The 21398-nt window shown below is 67.0% G+C and carries 19 protein-coding genes; 8 read left to right on the top strand and 11 right to left on the bottom strand.

The genetic code is table 11. From position 1 onward, the window contains the following. The first annotated feature begins 80 nt into the window (after nt 1–80). Nucleotides 81–1055 (top strand): NADPH:quinone oxidoreductase family protein, encoded by a 975-nt coding sequence (locus FQV39_RS19945; protein ID WP_149131882.1) that lies wholly within the window; start codon nt 81–83, stop codon nt 1053–1055. A gap of 204 nt (nt 1056–1259) precedes the next feature. Here the strand turns inward: FQV39_RS19945 and FQV39_RS19940 are convergent, their stop codons facing one another. Beyond that, complete coding sequence (locus FQV39_RS19940; protein WP_248313075.1) at nt 1260–1595, bottom strand: YkvA family protein; 336 nt, start codon at nt 1593–1595, stop codon at nt 1260–1262. Between the two features lie 218 nt (nt 1596–1813). Between FQV39_RS19940 and FQV39_RS19935 the strand changes: the two genes are divergently transcribed. Further along, nucleotides 1814–2599 (top strand): SDR family NAD(P)-dependent oxidoreductase, encoded by a 786-nt coding sequence (locus FQV39_RS19935; RefSeq protein ID WP_149131880.1) that lies wholly within the window; start codon nt 1814–1816, stop codon nt 2597–2599. Nucleotides 2600–2775: 176 nt separating this feature from the next. Here FQV39_RS19935 and FQV39_RS19930 read toward each other — a convergent pair whose 3' ends face one another. The 4 genes from FQV39_RS19930 to ftsY form a co-directional block, all read right to left on the bottom strand. Further along, the gene (locus tag FQV39_RS19930; RefSeq protein ID WP_149131879.1) at nt 2776–3489 is read right to left on the bottom strand and encodes an RES family NAD+ phosphorylase; all 714 of its coding nucleotides are present in this window, start codon (nt 3487–3489) and stop codon (nt 2776–2778) included. Then, nucleotides 3486–3899, bottom strand: coding sequence for an MbcA/ParS/Xre antitoxin family protein (locus tag FQV39_RS19925; protein ID WP_149131878.1), 414 nt, complete (start codon nt 3897–3899; stop codon nt 3486–3488). The genes FQV39_RS19930 and FQV39_RS19925 overlap by 4 nt, the downstream gene beginning before the upstream one ends. A 227-nt stretch (nt 3900–4126) precedes the next feature. After that, nucleotides 4127–4753, bottom strand: a complete 627-nt coding sequence (locus FQV39_RS19920; RefSeq protein ID WP_149133943.1) for a septation protein A — start codon at nt 4751–4753, stop codon at nt 4127–4129. Nucleotides 4754–4758: 5 nt separating this feature from the next. Next, on the bottom strand, nt 4759–6015 hold the full coding sequence (gene ftsY, locus FQV39_RS19915; RefSeq protein ID WP_149131877.1) for a signal recognition particle-docking protein FtsY: 1257 nt from the start codon (nt 6013–6015) through the stop codon (nt 4759–4761). A gap of 157 nt (nt 6016–6172) precedes the next feature. On the opposite strand from ftsY, the gene FQV39_RS19910 reads away from it, so the two are divergent. Then, the gene (locus tag FQV39_RS19910; protein WP_248313440.1) at nt 6173–6838 is read left to right on the top strand and encodes an RluA family pseudouridine synthase; all 666 of its coding nucleotides are present in this window, start codon (nt 6173–6175) and stop codon (nt 6836–6838) included. A gap of 109 nt (nt 6839–6947) precedes the next feature. Here the strand turns inward: FQV39_RS19910 and FQV39_RS19905 are convergent, their stop codons facing one another. The 4 genes from FQV39_RS19905 to FQV39_RS19890 form a co-directional block, all read right to left on the bottom strand. Next, nucleotides 6948–7244, bottom strand: a complete 297-nt coding sequence (locus FQV39_RS19905; protein WP_149131875.1) for a 4a-hydroxytetrahydrobiopterin dehydratase — start codon at nt 7242–7244, stop codon at nt 6948–6950. Beyond that, nucleotides 7241–7813, bottom strand: coding sequence for an RNA 2',3'-cyclic phosphodiesterase (gene thpR / locus FQV39_RS19900; protein ID WP_149131874.1), 573 nt, complete (start codon nt 7811–7813; stop codon nt 7241–7243). The genes FQV39_RS19905 and thpR overlap by 4 nt, the downstream gene beginning before the upstream one ends. Before the next feature lie 184 nt (nt 7814–7997). Next, the gene (locus FQV39_RS19895; RefSeq protein WP_149131873.1) at nt 7998–9053 is read right to left on the bottom strand and encodes an aldo/keto reductase; all 1056 of its coding nucleotides are present in this window, start codon (nt 9051–9053) and stop codon (nt 7998–8000) included. Between the two features lie 81 nt (nt 9054–9134). Then, nucleotides 9135–9743, bottom strand: a complete 609-nt coding sequence (locus FQV39_RS19890; protein ID WP_248313439.1) for an arylesterase — start codon at nt 9741–9743, stop codon at nt 9135–9137. A gap of 180 nt (nt 9744–9923) precedes the next feature. Between FQV39_RS19890 and FQV39_RS19885 the strand changes: the two genes are divergently transcribed. The 4 genes from FQV39_RS19885 to FQV39_RS19870 all read left to right on the top strand — a co-directional run bounded on the left by FQV39_RS19885 (nt 9924) and on the right by FQV39_RS19870 (nt 14839). Next, nucleotides 9924–10625, top strand: coding sequence for an ABC transporter ATP-binding protein (locus tag FQV39_RS19885; RefSeq protein WP_149131872.1), 702 nt, complete (start codon nt 9924–9926; stop codon nt 10623–10625). A gap of 2 nt (nt 10626–10627) precedes the next feature. Continuing rightward, nucleotides 10628–13213: an ABC transporter permease gene (locus FQV39_RS19880; protein ID WP_149131871.1), complete on the top strand. Its 2586-nt coding sequence runs from the start codon at nt 10628–10630 to the stop codon at nt 13211–13213. A gap of 218 nt (nt 13214–13431) precedes the next feature. Beyond that, nucleotides 13432–14214, top strand: a complete 783-nt coding sequence (locus FQV39_RS19875) for a Bax inhibitor-1/YccA family protein (RefSeq protein WP_149131870.1) — start codon at nt 13432–13434, stop codon at nt 14212–14214. An 88-nt stretch (nt 14215–14302) separates the two neighbouring features. Further along, a complete protein-coding gene (locus tag FQV39_RS19870; RefSeq protein ID WP_149131869.1) occupies nt 14303–14839 on the top strand; it encodes a GNAT family N-acetyltransferase in 537 nt (178 codons plus the stop codon). A gap of 160 nt (nt 14840–14999) precedes the next feature. Here the strand turns inward: FQV39_RS19870 and FQV39_RS19865 are convergent, their stop codons facing one another. Together FQV39_RS19865 and FQV39_RS19860 are read right to left on the bottom strand one after the other, a co-directional pair. Continuing rightward, on the bottom strand, nt 15000–15368 hold the full coding sequence (locus tag FQV39_RS19865) for a DUF2794 domain-containing protein (RefSeq protein ID WP_149131868.1): 369 nt from the start codon (nt 15366–15368) through the stop codon (nt 15000–15002). Nucleotides 15369–15825: 457 nt separating this feature from the next. Beyond that, nucleotides 15826–16374, bottom strand: coding sequence for a peroxidase-related enzyme (locus FQV39_RS19860; RefSeq protein WP_248313438.1), 549 nt, complete (start codon nt 16372–16374; stop codon nt 15826–15828). A 180-nt stretch (nt 16375–16554) separates the two neighbouring features. Between FQV39_RS19860 and FQV39_RS19855 the strand changes: the two genes are divergently transcribed. Next, a complete protein-coding gene (locus FQV39_RS19855; protein WP_149131866.1) occupies nt 16555–21390 on the top strand; it encodes an NAD-glutamate dehydrogenase in 4836 nt (1611 codons plus the stop codon). Nucleotides 21391–21398: the final 8 nt, after the last annotated feature.

Genomic DNA, 21398 nt, shown 5'->3' with positions numbered 1-21398 from the left:
TAGCGCCGCCGCTAGCCGGTTCCGCCCGTCGGATCGTCATGGCACAGTCCCGTGCAGGCGATGGCGATGATGGATCGACGATGAAAGCCTTGCTCTGCGAACATCTCGGACCGGCCGAGGAACTCGTCATCCGCGACCTGCCTGAGCCGATGCCGGGCCCCGGCGAGGTCGTCATCGCCGTGAAGGCGGCTGCGCTCAATTTCTTCGACACGCTGATCATCCGCGGCCGCTATCAGACCAAGCCGGCCTTCCCTTTCTCACCATCGGCCGAATGTGCCGGCACCATCGCCGCCATCGGCGAGGGAGTCATCGGCTGGCAGGTCGGCGAGCGAGTCGCGGCGTGGCTGGGCTTTGGCGCCGCCCGCGAAAAGGTCGCGGTGCCGGCGGAAGCCCTGGTGCGCGTCCCGGAGAAGCTCGACGACGCTCAGGCCGCGAGCCTGTTCGTCACCTACGGCACCGCAATGCACGGGCTGATCCAGCGCGCGCATCTGAAAGCGGGCGAGACGCTGGCGATCCTCGGCGCCTCCGGCGGGGCGGGGCTTGCCGCCGTCGAGATCGGCGCGTTGCTCGGCGCCCATGTCATCGCCTGTGCCTCCTCGCCCGACAAGCTCGCGCTCGCCCGCGAGCACGGGGCACAGGAGGAGGTCGACTATGCGCAGAACGACATCCGCGCCGCGTTGAAGAAGCTCACCGGCGGGCGCGGCGTCGACGTCCTCTACGACACCGTCGGCGGCGAGCTCGCCGAGCCGTCCCTGCGGTCGATGGCCTGGGAGGGGCGCTACCTCGTCGTCGGCTTCGCCGGCGGCGAGATCCCGAAGATCCCGCTCAACCTGCTTCTGCTGAAGGGCTGCGACCTGCGCGGCGTGTTCTGGGGCGAGTTCGTCGCGCGCGATCCGGCCGCGCATCGGCGCAACATGGAACGCCTGCTGGAATGGGCGGCAGGCGGCCATATCCGCGCCCATGTCCATGCGACCTTCCCGCTGGAGCGCTGGACCGAGGCCTATGCGCTGATCGGCGACCGCAAGGCCAAGGGCAAGATCGTCCTGACCCTGTGACGGTTCGAGCTTCGCTGATGCCTTGATGAAACCACCGCCGTCATCCCGGACGTAGCCCTCGGGTCCGATCTTCGATCGGCCCAAGGATAAACTCCGCGCAGATCCGGGATCTATCGTAAAGCGCCGGCACCCTCCGATGGATCCCGGATCGGCGCCGCTGCCGCGGCTTGTCCGGGATGACGGCTTGTTTCCGAGCGAGACTGATTAAAGCTCGGCCAGCGCCTTCCTGGCCCGCTCGCGATGCTCCGGTGTGATCGACCCGGCCACCGCCGCGATCGCCGCTGCAATCACCGCGGCATCGTCGGTGAAGCCGATGAGCGGCATGATGTCGGGAATCGCATCCACCGGCAGCAGGAAATAACCGAGCGCGGCGAGCAGCGTCAGCCGAACGCGCCGCGGCGTCGCCGGATCGCGCGCGCAGAACCAGGCCGCCAGCAGATCCGCGGCAAAGGGAATGCGTTTCGCGACACGTTTGAGCCGGGCCGTGAAATCGGCCCCGAACTTCGCTTCGTCGCGCAGGCTCTTGCGGATCGCCTCCATTTCCTCGCGGCTGAAGCTTGCGCTGAACCCCTCGCTCATTCCTGTCTCACTCCTTGGCGCCTGACGACGCCGATGATCGCGCGCTCCCGATCGAAGCGTCATGTCGAAAGATGGCCCCGCCGCAATCCCGCACAAGAGGCCGGTCGGAAAACCCGCTTGGAGCGGCACGAAACGCCCTCTAAACCGGCTCCAGAACCAAGACGGACGGGAAACGCACCATGAAACTCGATTCTTCCCTTGCAGCCATCGTCACCGGCGGCGCTTCCGGCCTCGGCGAGGCGACCGCGCGGATGTTGGCGGATCAGGGCGTCAAGGTCGCACTGCTTGACCTCAACGCCGAGCGCGGCGAAGCGATCGCGAAGGAGATCGGCGGCGTCTTCGCCCTCTGCGACGTCACCAGTGAAGCCTCGGTCGACGAGGCCCTGGCCAAGGCCCGCGCCGCCCATGGCGTCGCCCGCATCATCGTCAACTGCGCCGGCATCGCGCCCGGCCGCCGCGTCGTCTCGAAGAAGCGCGACACCGGCGAACTCGTCGCCCACGACCTCGCCACCTTCGAGAAGGCGGTCGCGATCAACCTCACCGGCACCTTCCGCATCATCGCCAAGTCGGCAGTCGCGCTCGCCGGGCTCGACCCAATCACGCCCGACGGCAGCCGCGGCGTCATCATCTGCACGGCCTCCGTCGCGGCCGAGGACGGCCAGATCGGCCAGGCGGCCTATGGCGCTTCAAAGGCCGGCGTCGTCGGCATGACCTTGCCGATCGCCCGCGACCTGGCTTCGGTTGGCATCCGTATCGTCACGATCATGCCCGGCCTGTTCGAGACGCCGATGTTCGCCGGCCTCCCCGATGATGCCAAGGCCTCGCTCGCCGTCTCCGTGCCGCATCCCTCGCGCCTCGGCCGGCCAGCGGAATATGCCGCGCTCGCCCGCAGCATCATCGAGAACGACATGCTGAACGGCACTGCGATCCGCCTCGACGGCGCCATCCGCCTCGCGCCGAAATAGCACCGAGCCGCTGCCGTCATTCCGGGGCGCCGCGCAGCGGCGAGCCCGGAACCCATGACCACGGGAGTTGTTGGAGAAGGCCCGGCGCCGGTCGCGCTTTTTTACGACCACTGTCGTGTTCATGGGTTCCGGGCCCAGGCCTGCGGCCTGTCCCGGAATGACGCGTCGTTGTCTTGTCAGACGATGCGGTAGACCTCGCCGGCACTGCGGTCCCGATAGAGGTTCACCCGTTCGCCATTCCAGTGATAGTCGAGATGTCGTCCCTGCACCGGATGGCTGGCGCCATCGGGATAGAACAACCCGGCGCATTCGCCGCCCGAGCAGCGCACGCTGGGATAGACGACGCCTGCCGAGCCGAGCGCCCGCAACCCGATGCCGAGCGCCTGGCTCGCGGCATAGTCGGCCGGGTCGAGCAGCGGGGAGGCTTCGGCCCCGAGCGCCCGAACATCATGCAGCGCAGCGTCGATCTCCAGGACGATCTCCCGGAATTGCGAGGTCCAGCCCGGCGGCTGCACTGTGGCCAGCATGAAACGGGCGTGGTGATGGATCGTTTCGAGCAACGCCACCTCGAAACGATCGCCGGCATAGAGCACGCCGAAGCCGCCATCGCTGAAGCGGCTCGGCCGGTCGGGGCTGACATGGGTGAAGGGCGCCATCAGCCAGGTCGCGCCGGGCCCCGATATGCGCCGGTCGGGCGGCACCAGATCGAGATTGCCGATCGTCTCCATCAGCCGCGGATTGGTCTTCTGCTCGGCGGCGATCAGGAGCGGCCAGTCGGCGGGATCAGCGATATCTTCGAACAGGTCGATCGGCGGAAAGATGCTGCGGATGATCCGCACCGCACCGCGCCATTCGACCTCTGCGACCGGCAGGCTCGCCGGATCGATCACCAGGCGCCCCGCTCGGCATCGAGCAGGCGGCGCACCCGCATCAGGTCGGTGAGCTCGCCGCCAAGCATGATATCAAGCGCCGATTTGCCGCCGAAATCGCTGTTGGGGCGCTTGATCCAGTCATAGCCGCGCTGCGGCTCGGTGAAAATCAGCCGGAGCGCCTTGTGGATCCCCATCAGGTTGGAGAGCCGCGCCTTGCCGTCGCGCGAGATCCGGCCGATGTCCCCGGCTTTCCAGCGCCGATAGCTCCGGACCGGCAAGTCGATCAGCACCGCCGCTTCCTCGTCGGTGACGCGCCAGAGCCGGAACAGATTCACGGCGGCACGGAACATCGCGGCCGCCTCCTCGTCCGTGATCGGATCGGGGACGAAGTCGCGCTGGGCCGTCTCGACGCGCAGCAGGGCTGCCATGGCATCGTTCTCCATTTGGCATAAAATGGAAGCAATGATGCCAAATGGCAAGTGTCAGCCGAGGGTCGTCATTCCGGGCAAGCCAAGCGCAGACCCGGAGTTCGTCGTAAAGCGTTGCGCCCTATGATGGATCCCGGATCGGCGCGGCGGAGTTTATCCTTGGGCCGACCGAAGGTCGGACCCGAGGGTCGCTTGTCCGGGATGATCGCATGGAGGCTGGCTCGACCTTACTCGTCGATCTTCGCCGGCTTGATCTCGTGCTTCAGGATGAGCGGCGTCTGCGCCAGAGCGAAGGCCATCGTCAGCGGCATCACGCCCCAGACCTTGAAGGCGACCCAGAAATCCTGCGTCTGCGTGCGCCAGACCACCTCGTTCAGCGCCGCCAGCACGAAGAAGAACAGCCCCCAGCGGAAAGTCAGCTTGCGCCAGCCTTCCTCATCGAGCTGCAGCACCGTCTCCAGCACCAGCGAGAGCAGCGACCGGCCGAAAAAGAGCCCGCCGAGCAGCACCGAACCGAACAGCGCATTCACGATGGTCGGCTTGACCTTGATGAAGAAGGCATCGTCCAGCGCCAGCGTCAGCCCGCCGAAGACGGTGACGACGATGGCGTTCACGATCGCCATGCGCGGCAGATAGCCCATCAGCACCCGCGACAGCGCCAGCGCCACCAGCGAGGCCACGATGAAGATGCCGGTCGCGACGAAGATGCGCCGGTCCTCGGCGACATGGAACAGCCGGTCGCCATAGGAATTCGCGAAGAAGAAGATCGCAAGCGGCCCGAATTCCAGCGCCAGCTTGAGCAAGGGGTTGACCGTCTTGCCCTTGGCCGCCTCGACGGGCACCTGCTGTGTCATCTCGCTCACGCCGCCTCTCCCAACCCCGCCACGGCGCGGGCGAAGTCGCGCGCCGAGAACGGTTCCAGATCCTCGACACTCTCGCCGACGCCGATGAAATGCACCGGCAGGCCAAACTGCGCCGCCAGCGCCACCAGAATGCCGCCGCGCGCCGTGCCGTCGAGCTTGGTCATCACCAGCCCGGTCACCCCCGCCGTCTCCTGGAAGGCCTCGACCTGCGAAATCGCGTTCTGGCCGACGGTCGCGTCAAGCACCAGCAGCGCCGCATGCGGCGCGCTCGGGTCCTGCTTGCGGATGACGCGAACCACCTTGGCGAGCTCGTCCATCAGCCCCTGCTTGTTCTGCAGCCGTCCGGCCGTGTCGACGAGGAGCACATCCGTGCCGTTGGCCTTGGCCTTCTGCAACGCCTCGAAGGCGAGGCCCGCGGCATCGGCGCCCTGCTGGCCGAAGACAACCTCGGCGCCGGTGCGCTCACCCCAGACGCGCAACTGCTCGATCGCGGCGGCACGGAAGGTATCGCCGGCGGCGAGCATCACCGATTTGCCCTCGGCGCGGAATTTCGCCGCGAGCTTGCCGATCGTCGTGGTCTTGCCGGAGCCATTGACTCCGACCATCAGCAGCACGAACGGCTTTTTCGTGGCGTCGATCACCAGCGGATGCGCCACCGGAACGAGGATGGTCTCGACCTCGCGCGCCAGGATCGCCTTCACCTCGGCCGGCTCGATCTGCTTGTCGTAGCGCCCGTCGCCGACGGCCTTGGCGATCCTGGCCGAGGTGGCGAGGCCGAGATCGGCCTGGATCAGGATGTCCTCGAGATCCTCGAGCGTGCCGGCATCGAGCTTGCGCTTGGTGAAGAGGTCGGTGATCCCGGTCGTCAGCGCCGAGGAGGTGCGCGAAAGCCCATCCGTCAGACGGCGCCACCAGCTCCGCTTCGGCTGCGGGGCCGGGGTGGAAACAGGCTCCGGAGCCACAACGGGCGCAGGCTGCGGCGCGACGGCGATCTCGGCTTCCGGTTCCGGCTCGACCGGCGGCACAACGCTTTCAGCCGGCGCGGGTGGCGCCACGGGCTCGGGAACGGGGGTTTCAACAGCAGGCGCTTCCGCCTCTGCAACCGACGGCGCAACGACCTCTTCGGCTTCCGGCTTCAGCTCCTCAAGGGGCTCAGCCGCCTGCTCGGGTGCCGGCGCCGGCTTGCCCGGCTCTTCCTCGCGCCCGAACAGCCTCGAAAAGAAGCCGCGTTTCTTCGGTTCGGTCTCGCTCATTGCCATCCTGTCATCAGCCGGACGCCTTGGTTGGGTTGCGCCCAAGGCCCGGCTTCGCTAGCGCAATGCCATGGCTCAGCCGGACCGACCAGAAAATTCGCAAGCACCGGGGCAAATCGACGCCGAGCTGCCGGTGCCGCTGCTCTACCGCGACGCCATGATGCTCGTCATCGACAAGCCTGCCGGCCTGCCCGTCCATCGCGGCCCGCAGGCCAAGCGGCGCGAGATGCCGGTCCTCACCGACTATCTCGATGCGCTGCGCTTCGGCCTGCCCCGCCGGCCGGAGGCGGCGCACCGGCTCGACAAGGACACCTCCGGCTGCCTCATCCTCGGCCGGCACCCACGCGCCATGGCCGAGCTCAACCAGATGTTTCGCGATGGCCGGATCGGCAAGACCTATTGGGCGATCGTTCAGGGTGAACCCGCGCAGGACGAAGGCTTGATCGATCTGCCGCTGGCACGCCGCTCGCCCGAGCGCGGCTGGTGGATGAAGGTCGACCCGGGCGGCTTGCCCTCGCAGACCCGCTATCGCGTGCTCGGACGCGGTCGGGACGAGACCGGCCCGCTCGCCTGGCTCGCCATGGAGCCGCTGACCGGCCGCACGCATCAGCTGCGCGTCCACTGCCAGGCCTCCGGCTGGCCGATGCTCGGCGACGAAATCTATGGCACCGCCCCGCGCGAGGGTGGGCCCGGTCTCCAGCTGCACGCTCGCGCCATCACCGTGCCGCTCTACCGCAAGCGCGAGCCAATCCAGGTCGAGGCGCCGCCTCCGCCGCATATGGTGGCGGCGCTAAAGGCATGTGGCTGGGAAAAATCGGCTTGATCGCGCGTCATTCTCGGGCGGAGCGAAGCGCAGACCCGAGAATCTCATGACCAGAGTGCTGTGGTTTCCGAGATGCTCGGGTCAAGCCCGAGCATGACGCGACGAAAATTCAGCTTACCAACGCGTCGATCGCGCGAGCCAACTTGACATCAAACTCCGTCAATCCACCGGCGTCATGGGTGGCGAGCGTCACCTCCACCGTCCGGTAGACGTTCGACCATTCGGGATGGTGGTTCATCGCCTCGGCGAGCAGGGCGACCCGCGTCATCCAGCCGAAAGCCTCGCTGAAGTCGCGGAAGACGAAGCGCCGGGTGATCGCCTCGCGCCCCTGCACCAGTTTCCAGCCGGTCAGCGTCGCCAGCGCCTCGGCCTGCGCCTCTGGAGAAAGCCGCTTCGGTCGGGTCATCGGCGAACCTCCCGCGACAGGCGATTCGGGTAGGCCGGGCCGAGCGGATAAGCGGCCTCCAGCACATAGGGCCCGCCGCCAATCGAATCGCGCGACGACATCAGCGCGACGCGGCGCGCCGTGAAACTGATCGGCCGGACGATCGGATGCAGGCTGAGATAATGCGCGACCTCGGTCGGCATGGTGTCCCGCAGGCGCGCCAGCGTGACATGCGGCACGAACTTGCGGCCCTCCGCCGGCAGGCCGATGCGGCGCATCTGCCGCTCGATATCGCCTTGCAGATCGGTCAACGCCTTCGTCGGCGTCGCCCGGGCGAAGACGGCACGCGGCTTGTCGCCGCCGAAGCTGCCGAGCGCATCGAGCGTCACCTCGAAGGGGTAGGCGCTGAGATCGGACAGCATGTGATCGACGTCGTTCGCCATGCGCCGGTCGACGTCGCCGAGGAAGCGCAGGGTGATGTGGTAGTCGGACGGCTCGATCCAGCGGGCACCCGACAGGCCGCCACGATGCAGCGTCAGCGCACTTGCAACCTCGGCGGGAATTTCCAGAGCGATGAAAAGCCTCGGCATGAGTGAATCCCTTGCCAAGCAATTGTGACTCTGGAGAGACGGTATGCGGGAAGCCGGCTCAAGGGAACCGTTTTTCCCCTATGCGATGCCCGGCATGCGCCGTCATGCTCGGGCTTGACCCGAGCATCTCATCGACGAGATTCTCGGGTCACTGCTACGCAGCGCCCGAGAATGACGTGGTTTTTCAGGGGCAGGGATTGCCGACGAGCTGGTGGATCGCGTCGATCTTCGCCTCGATCTCAGGTGAAAGCTTGATGTCGATCGAGGCGATATCGGTCCTGAGCTGCTCCATTGAGGTCGCGCCGATGATGTTGGCGGTCACGAAGGAGCGGCTGTTGACGAAGGCGAGCGCCATCTGCGCCGGATCGAGCCCGACCTCCCGGGCGAGCGCGATGTAGCGCTTGATCGCAGCCTCGGCACCGGCGCCCTCATAGCGCTGGCCGCGATCGAACAGCGTCGTGCGCGCTCCCGCCGGACGAGCGCCGTCGAGATATTTGCCGGTAAGATAGCCCTGCGCCAGCGGCGAATAGGCGAGCAGGCCGACATCCTCGCGCAGCGCGACCTCGGCAAGCGCCGTCTCGAAGGTGCGGTTGAGCAGATTGTAGGCGTTCTGGATCGACTGCACGCGCGGCGTGCCGCGCATCTCCGAATCAGCGACGAAGCGCATCGTGCCCCAGGCGCTCTCATTGGAGAGGCCGAGATGGCGGATCTTGCCGGCCTTCACCAGCTCGGCGAAGGCATCGAGCTGCTCGGGGATCGAGATCTCGTCGGCCGGCTTCTCATAGGCAGCCTGCGAAAAGCGCGTGGGATTCGAACCCCAGGGCATCGGCCGCTCCGGGAAATGCAATTGATAGAGGTCGATATAGTCGGTCTGCAGCCGCTGCAGGCTCTTGTCGATCGCCTCGAAGATCTGCTTGCGCGTCAGCCGCGTCGGGCTGGCGTCGTCGCGGAACCAGGTGTTGCCGCCGCGTCCGCAGACCTTGGAAGCGAGGATGATCTTGTCGCGGTTGCCGCGGGCCTTGAACCAGTTGCCGATGATCCGCTCGGTCGAACCTTGCGTCTCCGGCTTCGGCGGGATCGCGTAAAGCTCGGCGGTGTCGAAGAAATTGATGCCCTGCTCGACGGCATAGTCCATCTGGGCGTGGCCTTCGGCCTCCGTGTTCTGCTCTCCCCAGGTCATGGTTCCCAAGCAGATCACCGAGACCTTGAGATCGGTGCGCCCGAGGCGACGATATTCCATGGCGAAGCAACTCCGGAAGCGGGGCCGGCGAGCGGCGATGCAAGAATCGGGGATTCGCCGCGCGGAGAACCCGCGGACGGATCAGGACCTGGCAGGCAAGGTGGCGATGAAGCGCTCGACCGTCGGCAGGATGTTGCGGACGATGACGCTGACGCCCTCGGCCGTGGGGTGGAGCCCATCCGCCTGGTTCAGCGCGCGATCGCCCGCGATGCCCTCCAGGAAGAATGGGTAAAGCACCAGCCCGTGCTTTTCCGCAAGCTCACGATAGATCGCATCGAAACGTTTCGCATAGTCCTCGCCGAGATTGCGCGGCGCATACATGCCCGCGAGCATCACCGGGATCTTCCGCTCCTTCAGCCGCGCGATCATCGCTTCCAGCGCCTGGCGCGTCTGCGCCGGGTCGACGCCACGCAGCGCGTCATTGGCACCGAGTTCGAGGATGACGCCGTCGGCACCGTCCGGCACCGACCAGTCGAGCCGTTCCAGCCCCCCTTGCGTCGTATCGCCGGAGACGCCGGCGTTCACGATTTCGACAGCGACGCCCTTCTGGCGCAAAGCCTGCTCCAGCACAGCCGGAAAGGCGGCGCTGCCCGGCAGATTGTAGCCCGCCGACAGCGAATCGCCGAAGGCGACGAGCTTCAACGGCCTCGCTGCAGTTGAACCGGAACTGGCGGTCTGGGCGCTGGCCATGTCACTGAAACCGATGAAGAGCAGCATGGCCGCGACGAAAAACGCCGCAGCCGATTGGAGAAGCGCGAATCCGCGCCCATATGGCCGCAGACCGCGCCGCGCCGCGATCCCGCCCCGCTCGGGGCGTGATCCGGTGCCAGCGGGGAAGGCGATGGATAGCGAAGTCAGGATCATGGCGTGATGAGCGAGAAGGCCGCCCCGGCGATCGAGTTGCAGGATGTCCACCTGAGTTTGGGGCGTGGCGCCGCCCGCGTCCATATCCTCAAGGGCGTCTCGGTGTCGCTGGCCGATGGCGAGGCGACTGGCCTCGTCGGCCCCTCGGGCTCCGGCAAGTCGACCCTGCTGATGACCATGGCCGGGCTGGAACGCCCTGATTCGGGCCTCGTCCGCGTGGCCGGGCAGGATCTCGGCGCCCTCGACGAGGACGGGCTCGCCGTCTTCCGCGGCAAGCATATCGGCATCGTCTTCCAGTCCTTCCACCTCGTGCCGACCATGACGGCGCGCGAGAACGTTGCGCTGCCGCTGGAGCTCGCTGGCCACCCCGACGCCTTCGCCCGCGCCGAAGCTGAGCTGCGCAATGTCGGCCTCGGCCACCGCATGGACCATTACCCGGCCCAGCTTTCCGGCGGCGAGCAGCAGCGCGTCGCCATCGCGCGCGCCGTCGCGCCCGATCCGGCGATCCTCGTCGCTGACGAGCCGACCGGCAATCTCGACGAATCGACCGGCCGCGCCATCGTCGACCTGATCTTCGCGCTGAAGCGCGAGCGCGGCGCCACCTTGGTGCTCGTCACTCACGACCTTTCGCTCGCCGCGCTCTGCGAGCGCACGGTCCGCCTGCGCTCCGGCGTGATCGAGGCCGAGCACGCAATGGCGGTCGCCTGACGATGCACGCCCCCGTCAAACCGCCCCAGAATCCCGCCTCCCGCTCCCTCGGCATCGGCCTCGTCCTGCGCCTTGCCATCCGCGACCTGCGTGCGGGTCTGCGCGGCTTCGGCATCTTCATCGCCTGCCTCGCGCTCGGCGTCATGACCATCGCAGCCGTCGCCTCCGCCTCGCGCGGGCTGACCGAGGGCCTCGCCCGCGAAGGGCGGCGCATCCTCGGCGGCGATGCCGCCTTCAGCCTGATCCACCGCGAGGCGACGCCGCAGGAGCTCGCCTTCCTGACGGCCCGGGGCACCCTCTCCAGCATCGCGACGATGCGCGGCATGGCCAGTGCCGGCGAAAAGGGCGCGGCCCTCGTCGAGATCAAGGCGGTCGACTCGACCTATCCGGGCATCGGCACAGTCGAGACCGACCCGCAACGCCCACTGCCCAACCTGCTGGAACAGCGCGACGGCACTTATGGCGCAGTCGCCGACCCCGTACTGTTCGGCCGGCTCGACCTCAAACCCGGCGACATCGTCTCGGTCGGCGGCGCCAAGATCCAGCTGCGCGCCAATCTGGTTTCCGAGCCCGACAAGATCGCCGCCGGCGTCGGCTTCGGCCCGCGCCTTCTGATCTCGCAGGAGGCATTGCGTGCCACCGGCCTGATTCAGCCCGGCAGCCTGATCCGCTGGACCTATCGCCTGCAGCTTCCGCCGACCGCCTCCAGCGATGCCGATCTGGACAAGCTGATCGCGGCTGTCGGCAGCGAGCAGCGCGAGGCGGGCTGGGAGATCCGTTCCCGCGCCAATGCCGCGCCGAGCTTCCAGCGCAATCTCGAACGCTTCACCCAGTTCCTCACCCTCGTCGGCCTCACCGCCCTGCTGGTCGGCGGAGTCGGCGTCGCCAATGCGGTGCGCCGCTTCGTCGAGGCCAAGAAGCTCGATTTCGCCACGATGAAGGCGGTCGGCGCCAGCGGCGGCCGCGTCGTCGCGATCCACCTGACCGAGGTGATGCTCGTCGCTGCCATCGGCACGGCGATCGGCCTCGTGCTCGGCGCCGCCGCCCCCTTCGGCCTCGGCGCCGTCGTCCAGAGCATCTTGCCCGTGCCGTTCGAGCCGACCTTGGCACCGGGCGAACTCGCCATCGCCGCGCTCTACGGGCTGCTGACCGCGCTCGTCTTCGCTATCATCCCGCTCGGTCGGGCCCATGACACCCCGGTCTCGGCCCTTTTCCGCGACCGGATCGAGCCTGATCCGCGCCGCCCGCGCGCGATCTATCTCATCCTCTGCGCGCTTGCGCTGGCCGGGCTCGCCGGCGTCGCCATCGGCTTCGCCTATGACCGCCGGATCGCGCTGATCTATATCGGCGTGATGTTCGGCGTCTTCGTCCTGCTGCGCGCGGTTTCGCTCGGTTTGATGGCGCTCGCCCGCCGCATCCCGCGCCCGCGCCGCCCGGCCCTGCGGATGGCGCTCGCCAACAGCCACAGGCCGGGCGCGCTGACGCCCTCGCTCGTGCTCTCGCTCGGATTGGGCGTCGCGCTGCTCTCAGCCCTCTCCTTCATCGATGTCAGCCTGACCCGGCAGCTCACCGGCGCCCTGCCCGACAAGGCGCCGAGCTTCTTCTTCCTTGACATCCCCAGCCGCGATTCCGGCCGTTTCGACGCCTTCCTCGCCGAGCAGCGTCCCGGCGCGAAGACCGAGCGCGTGCCGATGATGCGCGGCCGCATCGTCGCCGTGAACGAGACCCGCGCCGAGGACATCAAGGCGAGCGAACAATCCGCCTGGGTGCTCGATGGCGACCGCGGCATCACCTATGCGGCGACGCTTCCCGAAGGCTCGCGCGTCTCCGCCGGCGCATGGTGGCCGGCCGACTATCGCGGCGAGCCGCTGGTCTCCTTCGATGCCCAGAACGCCGCCGGCATCGGCCTGAAGATCGGCGACAAGCTCACCGTCAATGTGCTCGGCCGCAACCTCACTGCCCGCGTCGCCAATCTCCGCACGGTCGACTGGCGCTCCTTCGGCATCAATTTCGTCATGGTGTTCTCGCCCAACACCTTCGCCGGCGCGCCGCACACCAATCTCGCCACCGTCGCGACGAGCCCCGACGGCAAGGGCGTGACCGATGCGGCGCTGATCCGCCGCCTCGCGCTCGATTTCCCCGCCGTCACGGCCGTGCGGGTCAAGGATGCGCTCGAAGCGGTCAACACCATCGTCGCCCAACTGGCCATGGCGATCCGCGGCGCCTCCGGCCTCGCCATCGCCGCGAGCCTGCTGGTGCTGGGCGGCGCGCTCGCCGCCGGACAGAGGGCGCGGCTCTATGACGCGATGATCCTGAAGACCCTCGGCGCAACCCGCCGCTTCATACTTTCGTCGTACGCCCTTGAATACGCGGCGATCGGTCTCGTCGCGGCCGTATTCGGCGTTGTCGCGGGTACAGCGGCGGGCTGGGGCATCGTCACCCAAGTGATGCGGATCGAATTCGTCAGTGATCCGACCGGCGCGATACTGGCTGCGACTGCAGCTATCAGTGTCACCGTCCTGTTCGGGCTCGTCGGTACGATAAAAATACTCGGGAAAGCGCCAGCTTCTCATCTCAGGAATTTATGATGACTATCTGAGAACGACTCATGATAGACATTAAAATCCTGTAATTCTGCATTGGTGCAGTGCCGAACTTCTATCGCCCGCCGGCCCTAACCATGGCTGGGCCTTGTAAGAACCCGCAAAGCCCCTCATATTCCCCTCATCGCGACGATCGTGCGCGAGGACGGCTGGCGCTCGCGTGCCTTCCGTCGTCCGAAACTACGTCAGGGGAAACTCACTTAATGAGCAACTTCGACCGCAATGCTCCAGTCTGGGGTGCCGGCCGCGCACAGCAGACCAGCGCCGTCGAGATGGATCAGGGCCTGCGCTCGTTCATGCTCGGCGTCTACAACAACATGGTGATTGGCCTGGCGATCTCGGCGCTGTTCGCGCTGGGCATCAACAAGCTCGCCGTCACGGACCAGGCCGGCGCCGTCGCCAAGATCGGCAACACCTACCTCACCTCCTTCGGCCAGCTGCTTTACGGCACGCCGCTGATGTGGGTGGTCGCGCTGGCGCCGCTGGCCTTCATCTTCTTCTTCTCGTTCCGTGCTGACAAAATGTCCGCCTCGTCCGCCCGGACGATGTTCTTCGCCTTCGCGGCGGTGATGGGCGTCTCGCTCTCGACGATCCTGATCCGCTACACCGGCGCGTCGGTGGTGCAGGTCTTCTTCATCACCGCGGCGGCTTTCGGTGGCCTCAGCCTCTACGGCTACACCACCACCAAGTCGCTATCCGGCATCGGCTCGTTCCTGGTCATGGGCCTGATCGGCCTGATCCTGGCCTCGGTCGTGAACATCTTCCTGGCTTCGGGCGCCCTCGGCTTCGCCATCTCGGTGATCGGCGTGCTGATCTTCGCGGGCCTGACCGCCTGGGATACCCAGCGCCTGAAGGAGATGTATCTCTCCTCCGACCTTGGCCCGGAAGAGGCTGCGAAGCTCTCGGTGAACGGCGCGCTGTCGCTCTACCTGAACTTCATCAACATGTTCCAGTTCCTGCTCTCGCTGCTCGGCAACCGCGAGTGAGAACGAAAAGCTCCTAACGGGAGCGGACGAGCCCCGGCCTCACGGCCGGGGCTTTTCTTTTGGCACGGGCGTTGCTCATTCTGCGTCCATGACGACGCCCGCGATCCGCCCGGCCTGCCGGGCTGACATCACCGCCATCACCGCGATCTACGCCGATGCGGTCCAGCACGGGACGGCGTCCTGGGAGCTGGAGCCGCCAGGCGAAGCGGAGATGCTGCGCCGTTACGAAACCATCCTGGCGGGCGGCTATCCCTATCTCGTCGCCGAGCGCGACGGCGAGGTTCTGGGCTACGCCTATGCCGGCGCCTACCGGCCGCGGCCGGCCTATCGCGCCACGGTCGAGAACTCGATCTATATCGCTCCCACGGCGCAGGGGCTGGGCATCGGCGGCCTGCTCCTCGATGCGCTGATGAAGGCCTGCACCGAACGCGGCTTCCGCCAGATGATCGCAGTGATCGGCGACGGCACCGGCGCCTCGGTCGGCTCGCGTCGCCTGCATGAGAAGGCCGGCTTCCGCCTGATCGGCGTGGCCGAAAAGGTCGGCTTCAAGCACGGCCGCTGGCTCGATCAGATGCTGATGCAGAAAGAACTGGGCGAAGGCGACCGCGCGCCGCCGGGACTCTGAACTTCTGACCAGATACGAAAAGACCTCCGTCATTCCGGGCAAGCGAAGCGCAGACCTGGAATCCATCGTAGAGCGCCGAGCCCTATGATGGATTCCGGATCGGCGCCGCTTACGCGGCTTGTCCGGAATGACGGAGGTATTTTCGTAAAACTGCTTCCGCCTAGTTCACGACGCTCAGCCTGCGGTCGAGCACCTTCAGGACGCGTGACAGCTCCGAGCCGCGCTTGAGAATCAGCCCCGTCGCAGCCACGACCGAATAGGCGCCTTGCCGGCGCGCCAGCGCCGGATCCTTGACGATTCGGTAGAGCGGCATCTCCGACGAGCGCCGGAACACCGAGAACTGCGCCTTGTCCTTCAGGAAATCGATGGCGTAGTCGCGCCATTCGCCGGCCGCGACCATGCGGCCATAGAGATTGAGCAATTCGCTGAGTTCGCGCCGATCGAAGGTGACGGTCGCTGGCCGGGCCGGCGACGGAAAATGGACGACCGCGCCGGCCGGTTGCGATTGCGGCGTTTCGCTTTCGCTCATGGCGCCTCCCTGAGCGGAGCCTCACGAAAAAGGACAGGGCGATGATGCGCCCGCCCTGCTGCGCTGGCAAGAGATCGCGCTCATCCGGGATCAAGCGCTGGGTAAGCATTCGTCGCAAATGCCGCATTTTCGCCGCGAACGCGTCAAGCGACTGCCAAGTTGCGCCGCTCAACTCCCCCCGTTGCCTCGACGGCCCGGTTTCGCTGAACGCCGGTTTGTCAGCCCCCCAGCCCCCCGGAGTTCCGGTGGAGCCGGGCCACCGAGTCGGGGCCAACTAGCGGCTGGCATTGCGCCGGCCGTTTTCTTTTTTGGGGGTGGCGCTGCTTCACAAGGCCGCGACGACTCGGAAAGCGGGCTATAGCATCGGACCGAAAAGTGGAATCCGCTTTCGGAAAAATCCGATGCGATAACAAGTAGATAGCTCACCATTATCGCGTCCGATAGGATGCTCAGCGATCTAGCGCGCCTGGGCGTGATATTCCGCATTGGGCCGCATATCGACGGCCGAGGCCATCCGGTTCGACATGTTGTAGAAGGACGCGACCGCGCCGATGTCCCAGATGTCGCGCTCGCCGAACCCGGCCTTGCGCAGGGCTTCACGATCCTCTTCGCCGATGCGATGCGGCGCTTCGGTCAGCTTCACGGCGAAGTCCAGCATCGCGCGATGCCGCACCGACAGCTCCGCCGCCCGGTAGTTCATCACTATCAACTCGCCGAGCACCGGATCGCCGGAGAGCTGGCGCACCGCAGCACCATGGGCGGTAAGGCAATAGTAGCAGCGATTCACGTTCGACACCGCAACCGCGATCATCTCGCGCTCCAGCTTCGACAGGCCGGAGGGTGCCAGCATCAGGTCGTTGTAGAGGGCGGCGAAGGCCGAGAGCTTGGCGTCGTCATGGGCGTAGGAGGTCAGCACATTCGGCACGAAGCCGAGCTTCTCCCGGCATTTCTCGAAATAGGCCTCATTCTCGGGCGAGAGCTTTTCCGGCTTCAGCTCTAGCGCCATCACCCGCGGCGGCGCATCCTGCCGCACCGGCTCTTCGCCTACCTTTGGTTTGTCATGCTTCGTCGCCATGGTGCGTCCTGTCAGATCCTGTGCGGCAATTTTGCCGCTTTTTCAGGCAAGGCAAAGTTGAAAGCCTGCGCAGCCTATGTCATCGCTGCTGCAAAACAACTGGGGTGAGACATGGGCAAACGGGTGACGAACGCGACCGCCGGAGCGATCGCAGCCATCGAAGCCGCGGCCACGGGCCTGAAGAGCGCGATGCCGGCCGAGTTCCCCCGCCTGCTCTACGGTCGCTCCGTCGCCGAGGATCTCGAAGCCCTGCCGCCGCAAATGCTGGCCCGCACCGCGGCCGCGGCCTACGAGCACCTGGCCCAGCCGCGCAAGCCCGAGACGATCAACCTGCGTTTCCGCGACGACGAGTTCGGCGAGGGCGACCGCAAGCGCCAGGTCACCATCCTGGAAGTCGTCAACGACAACAAACCATTCCTGCTCGATTCGACGCTCGCCGAGCTGCAGGATCAGGGTTATGAGCCGCGCCTCGTCGCCCACCCGATTCTGGCGGTGGCGCGCGACGCCAAGGGCAAGTTCGTTTCGCTTGCCGGGGAAGCCACCGGCCGTGCGCCGGAAGGCACGCGGCGCGAAAGCCTGCTGCACATCCATGTCCCGCGCATCGACACGCCCGCCGCCCGCGAGAAGCTGCGCGTCGGCCTGGAGCATGTCTATGCCGATGTCGCGCTGGCGGTCGACGACTGGGCCGCGATGCGGGGCCGTATCACCGAGGTGATCCAGGCCTATCGCGCCAACCCGCCGCCGCTGCCTGAGGACGAGATCGCCGAGGCGCTGCAGTTCCTCGAATGGATCGCCGGCGACAACTTTACCCTGCTCGGCATCCGCGCCTATCGCTTTCCCGGCGGCGACGTCGCGGCCGACCCGATCGAGGGCTCCGGCCTCGGCATCCTGCGCGACCCCTCCGTCAAGGTACTGCGCCGGGGCCGCGAGCTGGTGACCACCACGCCCGAGGTGCGCTCTTTCCTGGCCAAGCCCCAGGCGCTCATCATCACCAAGGCCAATGTCAAAAGCCTGGTCCACCGGCGCGTCCATCTCGACTATGTCGGCGTCAAGCTGTTCACGCCGGATGGCCGGCTCGACGGCGAGCTGCGCATCGTCGGCCTCCTGACCTCGAACGCCTATACCGGCTCGGCCCGCGCCATCCCCTATCTGCGGCTGAAGGTTGCGCGCGTCGCCAAGAACATCGGCTTCGATCCGGCGAGCTATTCCGGCCGCGCGCTGATGAATGTGCTCGACGCCTATCCGCGCGACGAACTCTTCCAGATCGACGTGACGACGCTGGAGCAGTTCGCGCTCGACATCCTGCAGCTCACCGAGCGCCCGCGCATCCGTGCGCTTGCCCGCGTCGACGAATTCGACCGTTTCGTCTCGATCCTCGCCTTCATCCCGAAGGACCGCTACGACACCACGGTGCGCCAGCGCGTCGGCGAATTCCTGGCCCGGATCTATAATGGCCGCGTCTCGGCCGCCTACCCGGCCTATCCGGAAGGCCCGCTCTCGCGCACCCACTACATCATCGGCCGCGACGAGGGCAAAACGCCGCGCATCGACCGCGCCACGCTCGAAGCCGGCATCAGCGCCATCGTCCGCACCTGGGGCGACGGCCTCAAGGACGTGCTCGACCAGGAGAAGGCCGGCCCCGCCGCCCGCGCGCTGGCCGAGCGCTATGCCGAAGCCTTTGGCGCCGCCTATCGCGAGCGCTTCTCGGCCGCCGACGCGCTGATCGACATCGAGATGCTCCAGCAGCTGACGCCGGAGCGTGGCCGCGCCGTCAATCTCTACCGGCGCGAGGGCGACGACGCCAAGCGCGCCAACCTCAAGGTCTTCTCGCGCGGCGCGCCGATCTCGCTCTCGGCTCGCGTGCCGGTGCTCGAGAACATGGGCTTCCGCGTCGTCAACGAGCGGACCTACAACGTCATGCCGCAGGGCAATGGCGAGAACACCCGCGTCTGGCTGCACGACATGACGCTGGAGCGCGCCGACGACGGTGAGATCGACATCGAGCATCTCGATCCGACGATCGAAGCCGCCCTGATGGCGCAGTTCCGCGGATTGGCCGAATCCGACCGCTTCGACCAGCTCGTCCTCGCCGCCGGGCTCGCCTGGCGCGAGGCCGCGCTGCTGCGCGCCTTCGGCCGCTATCTCCGGCAGGCCGGCGCGCCCTATGCGCAGGGCTATATCGCCGATGCGCTGACCCGCCATCCCGACATCGCCTCGGGCCTGATCACCTATTTCAACACCAAATTCGATCCGCGCGTCCCGGCTGGCGAGCGCGAGCAGCGCATGGCCCAGAAGCGCGCCGAGATCGAGGAGGCGCTCGACGCCGTCACCAGCCTCGACGAGGACCGCATCCTGCGTCGTCTGATCAATCTGGTCGACGCCGCACTGCGCACCAACTTCTTCCAGACCGGCCCGGACGGCCACCCACGCCAGACCATCACCTTCAAGTTCGACTGCGCCAAGGTCGACGGGCTGCCGCTGCCGCGCCCGCTCTACGAGATCTTCGTCTATTCGCCGCGCGTCGAGGGCGTTCATATGCGCTTCGGCAAGGTCGCGCGCGGCGGCCTGCGCTGGTCGGACCGGCCGCAGGACTTCCGCACCGAGGTGCTCGGCCTCGTCAAGGCGCAGCAGGTCAAGAACGCGGTTATCGTGCCGGTCGGCGCCAAGGGCGGCTTCGTCCCGAAGCAGCTGCCGCCGGCCTCCGACCGCGCCGCCTGGCTGGCCGAGGGCACCGAGAGCTACCGCATCTTCATCCGCAATCTGCTCGAGCTCACCGACAATCTCGACGGCGAGACGATCGTCCCGCCACCGGACACAGTGCGCCATGACGGCGACGACCCCTATCTCGTCGTCGCCGCCGATAAGGGCACCGCGACCTTCTCAGACACCGCCAATGCGATCTCGCTGGAGAAGCATCACTGGCTCGGCGACGCCTTCGCCTCCGGCGGCTCGCAGGGCTACGACCACAAGGGTATGGGCATCACCGCCCGCGGCGGCTGGGAAGCGGTGAAGCGCCACTTCCGCGAGGTCGACATCGACATCCAGACGACGCCCTTCACCGTCGCCGGCGTCGGCGACATGTCGGGCGACGTCTTCGGCAACGGCATGCTGCTCTCCCCGGCGATCAAGCTCGTCGCAGCCTTCGACCACCGCGACATCTTCCTCGATCCCGATCCGGACCCGACAACATCGCTGGCGGAGCGCCAGCGCCTCTTCGCCCTGCCGCGCTCCTCCTGGCAGGATTACGACAAGAAGCTGATCTCGAAGGGCGGCGGCATCTTTTCGCGCCAGGCCAAGAGCATCCCGCTTTCCGCCGAGGTTCGCGCCCTGCTCGACCTCGACAAGGCCGAGGTCTCGCCGCCGGAATTGATGACGGCGATCCTGAAGGCGCGCGTCGATCTGCTCTGGTTCGGCGGCATCGGCACCTATATCCGCGCCACCGACGAGACCGACGCCCAGGTCGGCGATCGCGCCAACGACGCGATCCGCATCAGCGGCAACGATCTCAGGGCGCGGGTCATCGGCGAGGGCGCCAATCTCGGCGTGACCCAGCGCGGCCGCATCGAGGCCGCGCGCAAGGGCGTCAAGCTCAACACCGACGCGATCGACAACTCCGCCGGCGTCAACACCTCCGACGTTGAGGTCAACATCAAGATCGCGCTCGCCGGCCCGGTGAAGGACGGGCGCCTCAAGGAGGACAAGCGCAACGCCCTGCTCGCCACGATGACCGACGAGGTGGGTGATCTCGTCCTGCGCAACAACTATCTGCAGACGCTCGCGCTCTCGCTCACCGAGGCGCAAGGCGCTGCGGCGACGCCCGGCCTGCGCTTCCTGATGCAGACGCTGGAGCAGGACGGCCGTCTCGATCGCTCGGTCGAGTATCTGCCGAGCGATGCCCAGCTGGCCGAACGCGAGAAGCGCAGCGAAGGCCTGACCCGGCCGGAGCTCGCCGTGCTGCTGGCCTATGCCAAGCTCTCGCTGCACGACGCACTGCTCGAATCCTCGGTGCCGGACGACCCCTACCTCGCCAGCGAACTCGTCCGCTATTTCCCGAAGGCCCTGCGAGACGCCTATCCGGACGCCATCGCCAGCCACAAGCTGCGGCGCGAGATCGTGGCGACGCAGCTCGCCAACGCGATCGTCAACCGCGGCGGCCCGGCCTTGGTGCCGGTTCTGGCGGCGCTGACCCGCTCGGACGCGCCGGCTATCGCCGCCGCCTATGCCATCGCCCGCGATTCCTTCGACCTGATCGCGCTCAACGGCGAGATCGACGCGCTCGATGCCAAGATCCCCGGCAAGACCCAGCTTGGCCTCTATGGCGCCGCCCAGGAACTCGTCACCAACCGGATGGGCTGGTTCCTGCGCCGCGGGGTCGCCAAGCCCGGTACGATCGAGCAGACCATCGCCCACTACGCCAAGGGCGTGAAGGAATTGTCGGCCGAACTCGGCAGCTTGCTGCCCGAGGCCGCATCGCAGGCGCGTCTCGCCCGCATCGCGGTGCTGACCTCGGAAGGCGTGCCGGAGGCGCTCGCCACGCGAGTCGCCAGCCTGCCGGCATTGGCCGAGGCGACCGACATCGTCGACATCGCCGAGCGCAGCAAGCGCAAGATCGGCGATGTCGCCCGCATCCACTTCGGTATCGATGCGCTGTTCGGCCTGTCGAATCTGAAGGCTGCGGCGGCAGCGGTGCCGGCAACCGACGACTATGAGCGCCTTGCCCGCGAGCGCGCGCTCGAAACCCTCGACGACGCCCATTCCAACCTGACCCAGGAGGCCTCGGCCTCCGGCAAGGGCGAAGGCACCTTGGAAAGCTGGCTCTTGGAGCGTGGCGAGGAGGCGGAACGGACCCGCTCCACGGTCAACGCCATCGCGAGCTCCGGCCTCACCCTGCCGAAGCTGATGGTGGCCGCCGGCATGCTGGCCGACCTGCCGCGCAAGCGCGGCTGAACGGGACG

Origin of the sequence: Bosea sp. F3-2, from assembly GCF_008253865.1 — a bacterium.
GTDB lineage: Bacteria > Pseudomonadota > Alphaproteobacteria > Rhizobiales > Beijerinckiaceae > Allobosea.
Note: the sequence above shows the minus strand (reverse complement) of the source record. Positions and strands in the feature narration are given on the sequence as shown.

Coding starts and splice junctions, on each gene's coding strand:
- FQV39_RS19910 (WP_248313440.1), top strand. CDS start 6,173: ATGATGCTCGTCATCGACAAGCCTGCCGGCCTGCCCGTCCATCGCGGC.
- FQV39_RS19895 (WP_149131873.1), bottom strand. CDS start 9,053: ATGGAATATCGTCGCCTCGGGCGCACCGATCTCAAGGTCTCGGTGATC.
- FQV39_RS19905 (WP_149131875.1), bottom strand. CDS start 7,244: ATGACCCGACCGAAGCGGCTTTCTCCAGAGGCGCAGGCCGAGGCGCTG.
- ftsY (WP_149131877.1), bottom strand. CDS start 6,015: ATGAGCGAGACCGAACCGAAGAAACGCGGCTTCTTTTCGAGGCTGTTC.
- FQV39_RS19865 (WP_149131868.1), bottom strand. CDS start 15,368: ATGAGCGAAAGCGAAACGCCGCAATCGCAACCGGCCGGCGCGGTCGTC.
- FQV39_RS19925 (WP_149131878.1), bottom strand. CDS start 3,899: ATGGCAGCCCTGCTGCGCGTCGAGACGGCCCAGCGCGACTTCGTCCCC.
- FQV39_RS19860 (WP_248313438.1), bottom strand. CDS start 16,374: ATGGCGCTAGAGCTGAAGCCGGAAAAGCTCTCGCCCGAGAATGAGGCC.
- FQV39_RS19875 (WP_149131870.1), top strand. CDS start 13,432: ATGAGCAACTTCGACCGCAATGCTCCAGTCTGGGGTGCCGGCCGCGCA.
- FQV39_RS19940 (WP_248313075.1), bottom strand. CDS start 1,595: ATGGAGGCGATCCGCAAGAGCCTGCGCGACGAAGCGAAGTTCGGGGCC.
- FQV39_RS19855 (WP_149131866.1), top strand. CDS start 16,555: ATGGGCAAACGGGTGACGAACGCGACCGCCGGAGCGATCGCAGCCATC.
- FQV39_RS19885 (WP_149131872.1), top strand. CDS start 9,924: ATGAGCGAGAAGGCCGCCCCGGCGATCGAGTTGCAGGATGTCCACCTG.
- FQV39_RS19880 (WP_149131871.1), top strand. CDS start 10,628: ATGCACGCCCCCGTCAAACCGCCCCAGAATCCCGCCTCCCGCTCCCTC.
- thpR (WP_149131874.1), bottom strand. CDS start 7,813: ATGCCGAGGCTTTTCATCGCTCTGGAAATTCCCGCCGAGGTTGCAAGT.
- FQV39_RS19870 (WP_149131869.1), top strand. CDS start 14,303: ATGACGACGCCCGCGATCCGCCCGGCCTGCCGGGCTGACATCACCGCC.
- FQV39_RS19945 (WP_149131882.1), top strand. CDS start 81: ATGAAAGCCTTGCTCTGCGAACATCTCGGACCGGCCGAGGAACTCGTC.
- FQV39_RS19920 (WP_149133943.1), bottom strand. CDS start 4,753: ATGACACAGCAGGTGCCCGTCGAGGCGGCCAAGGGCAAGACGGTCAAC.
- FQV39_RS19935 (WP_149131880.1), top strand. CDS start 1,814: ATGAAACTCGATTCTTCCCTTGCAGCCATCGTCACCGGCGGCGCTTCC.
- FQV39_RS19890 (WP_248313439.1), bottom strand. CDS start 9,743: ATGGCCAGCGCCCAGACCGCCAGTTCCGGTTCAACTGCAGCGAGGCCG.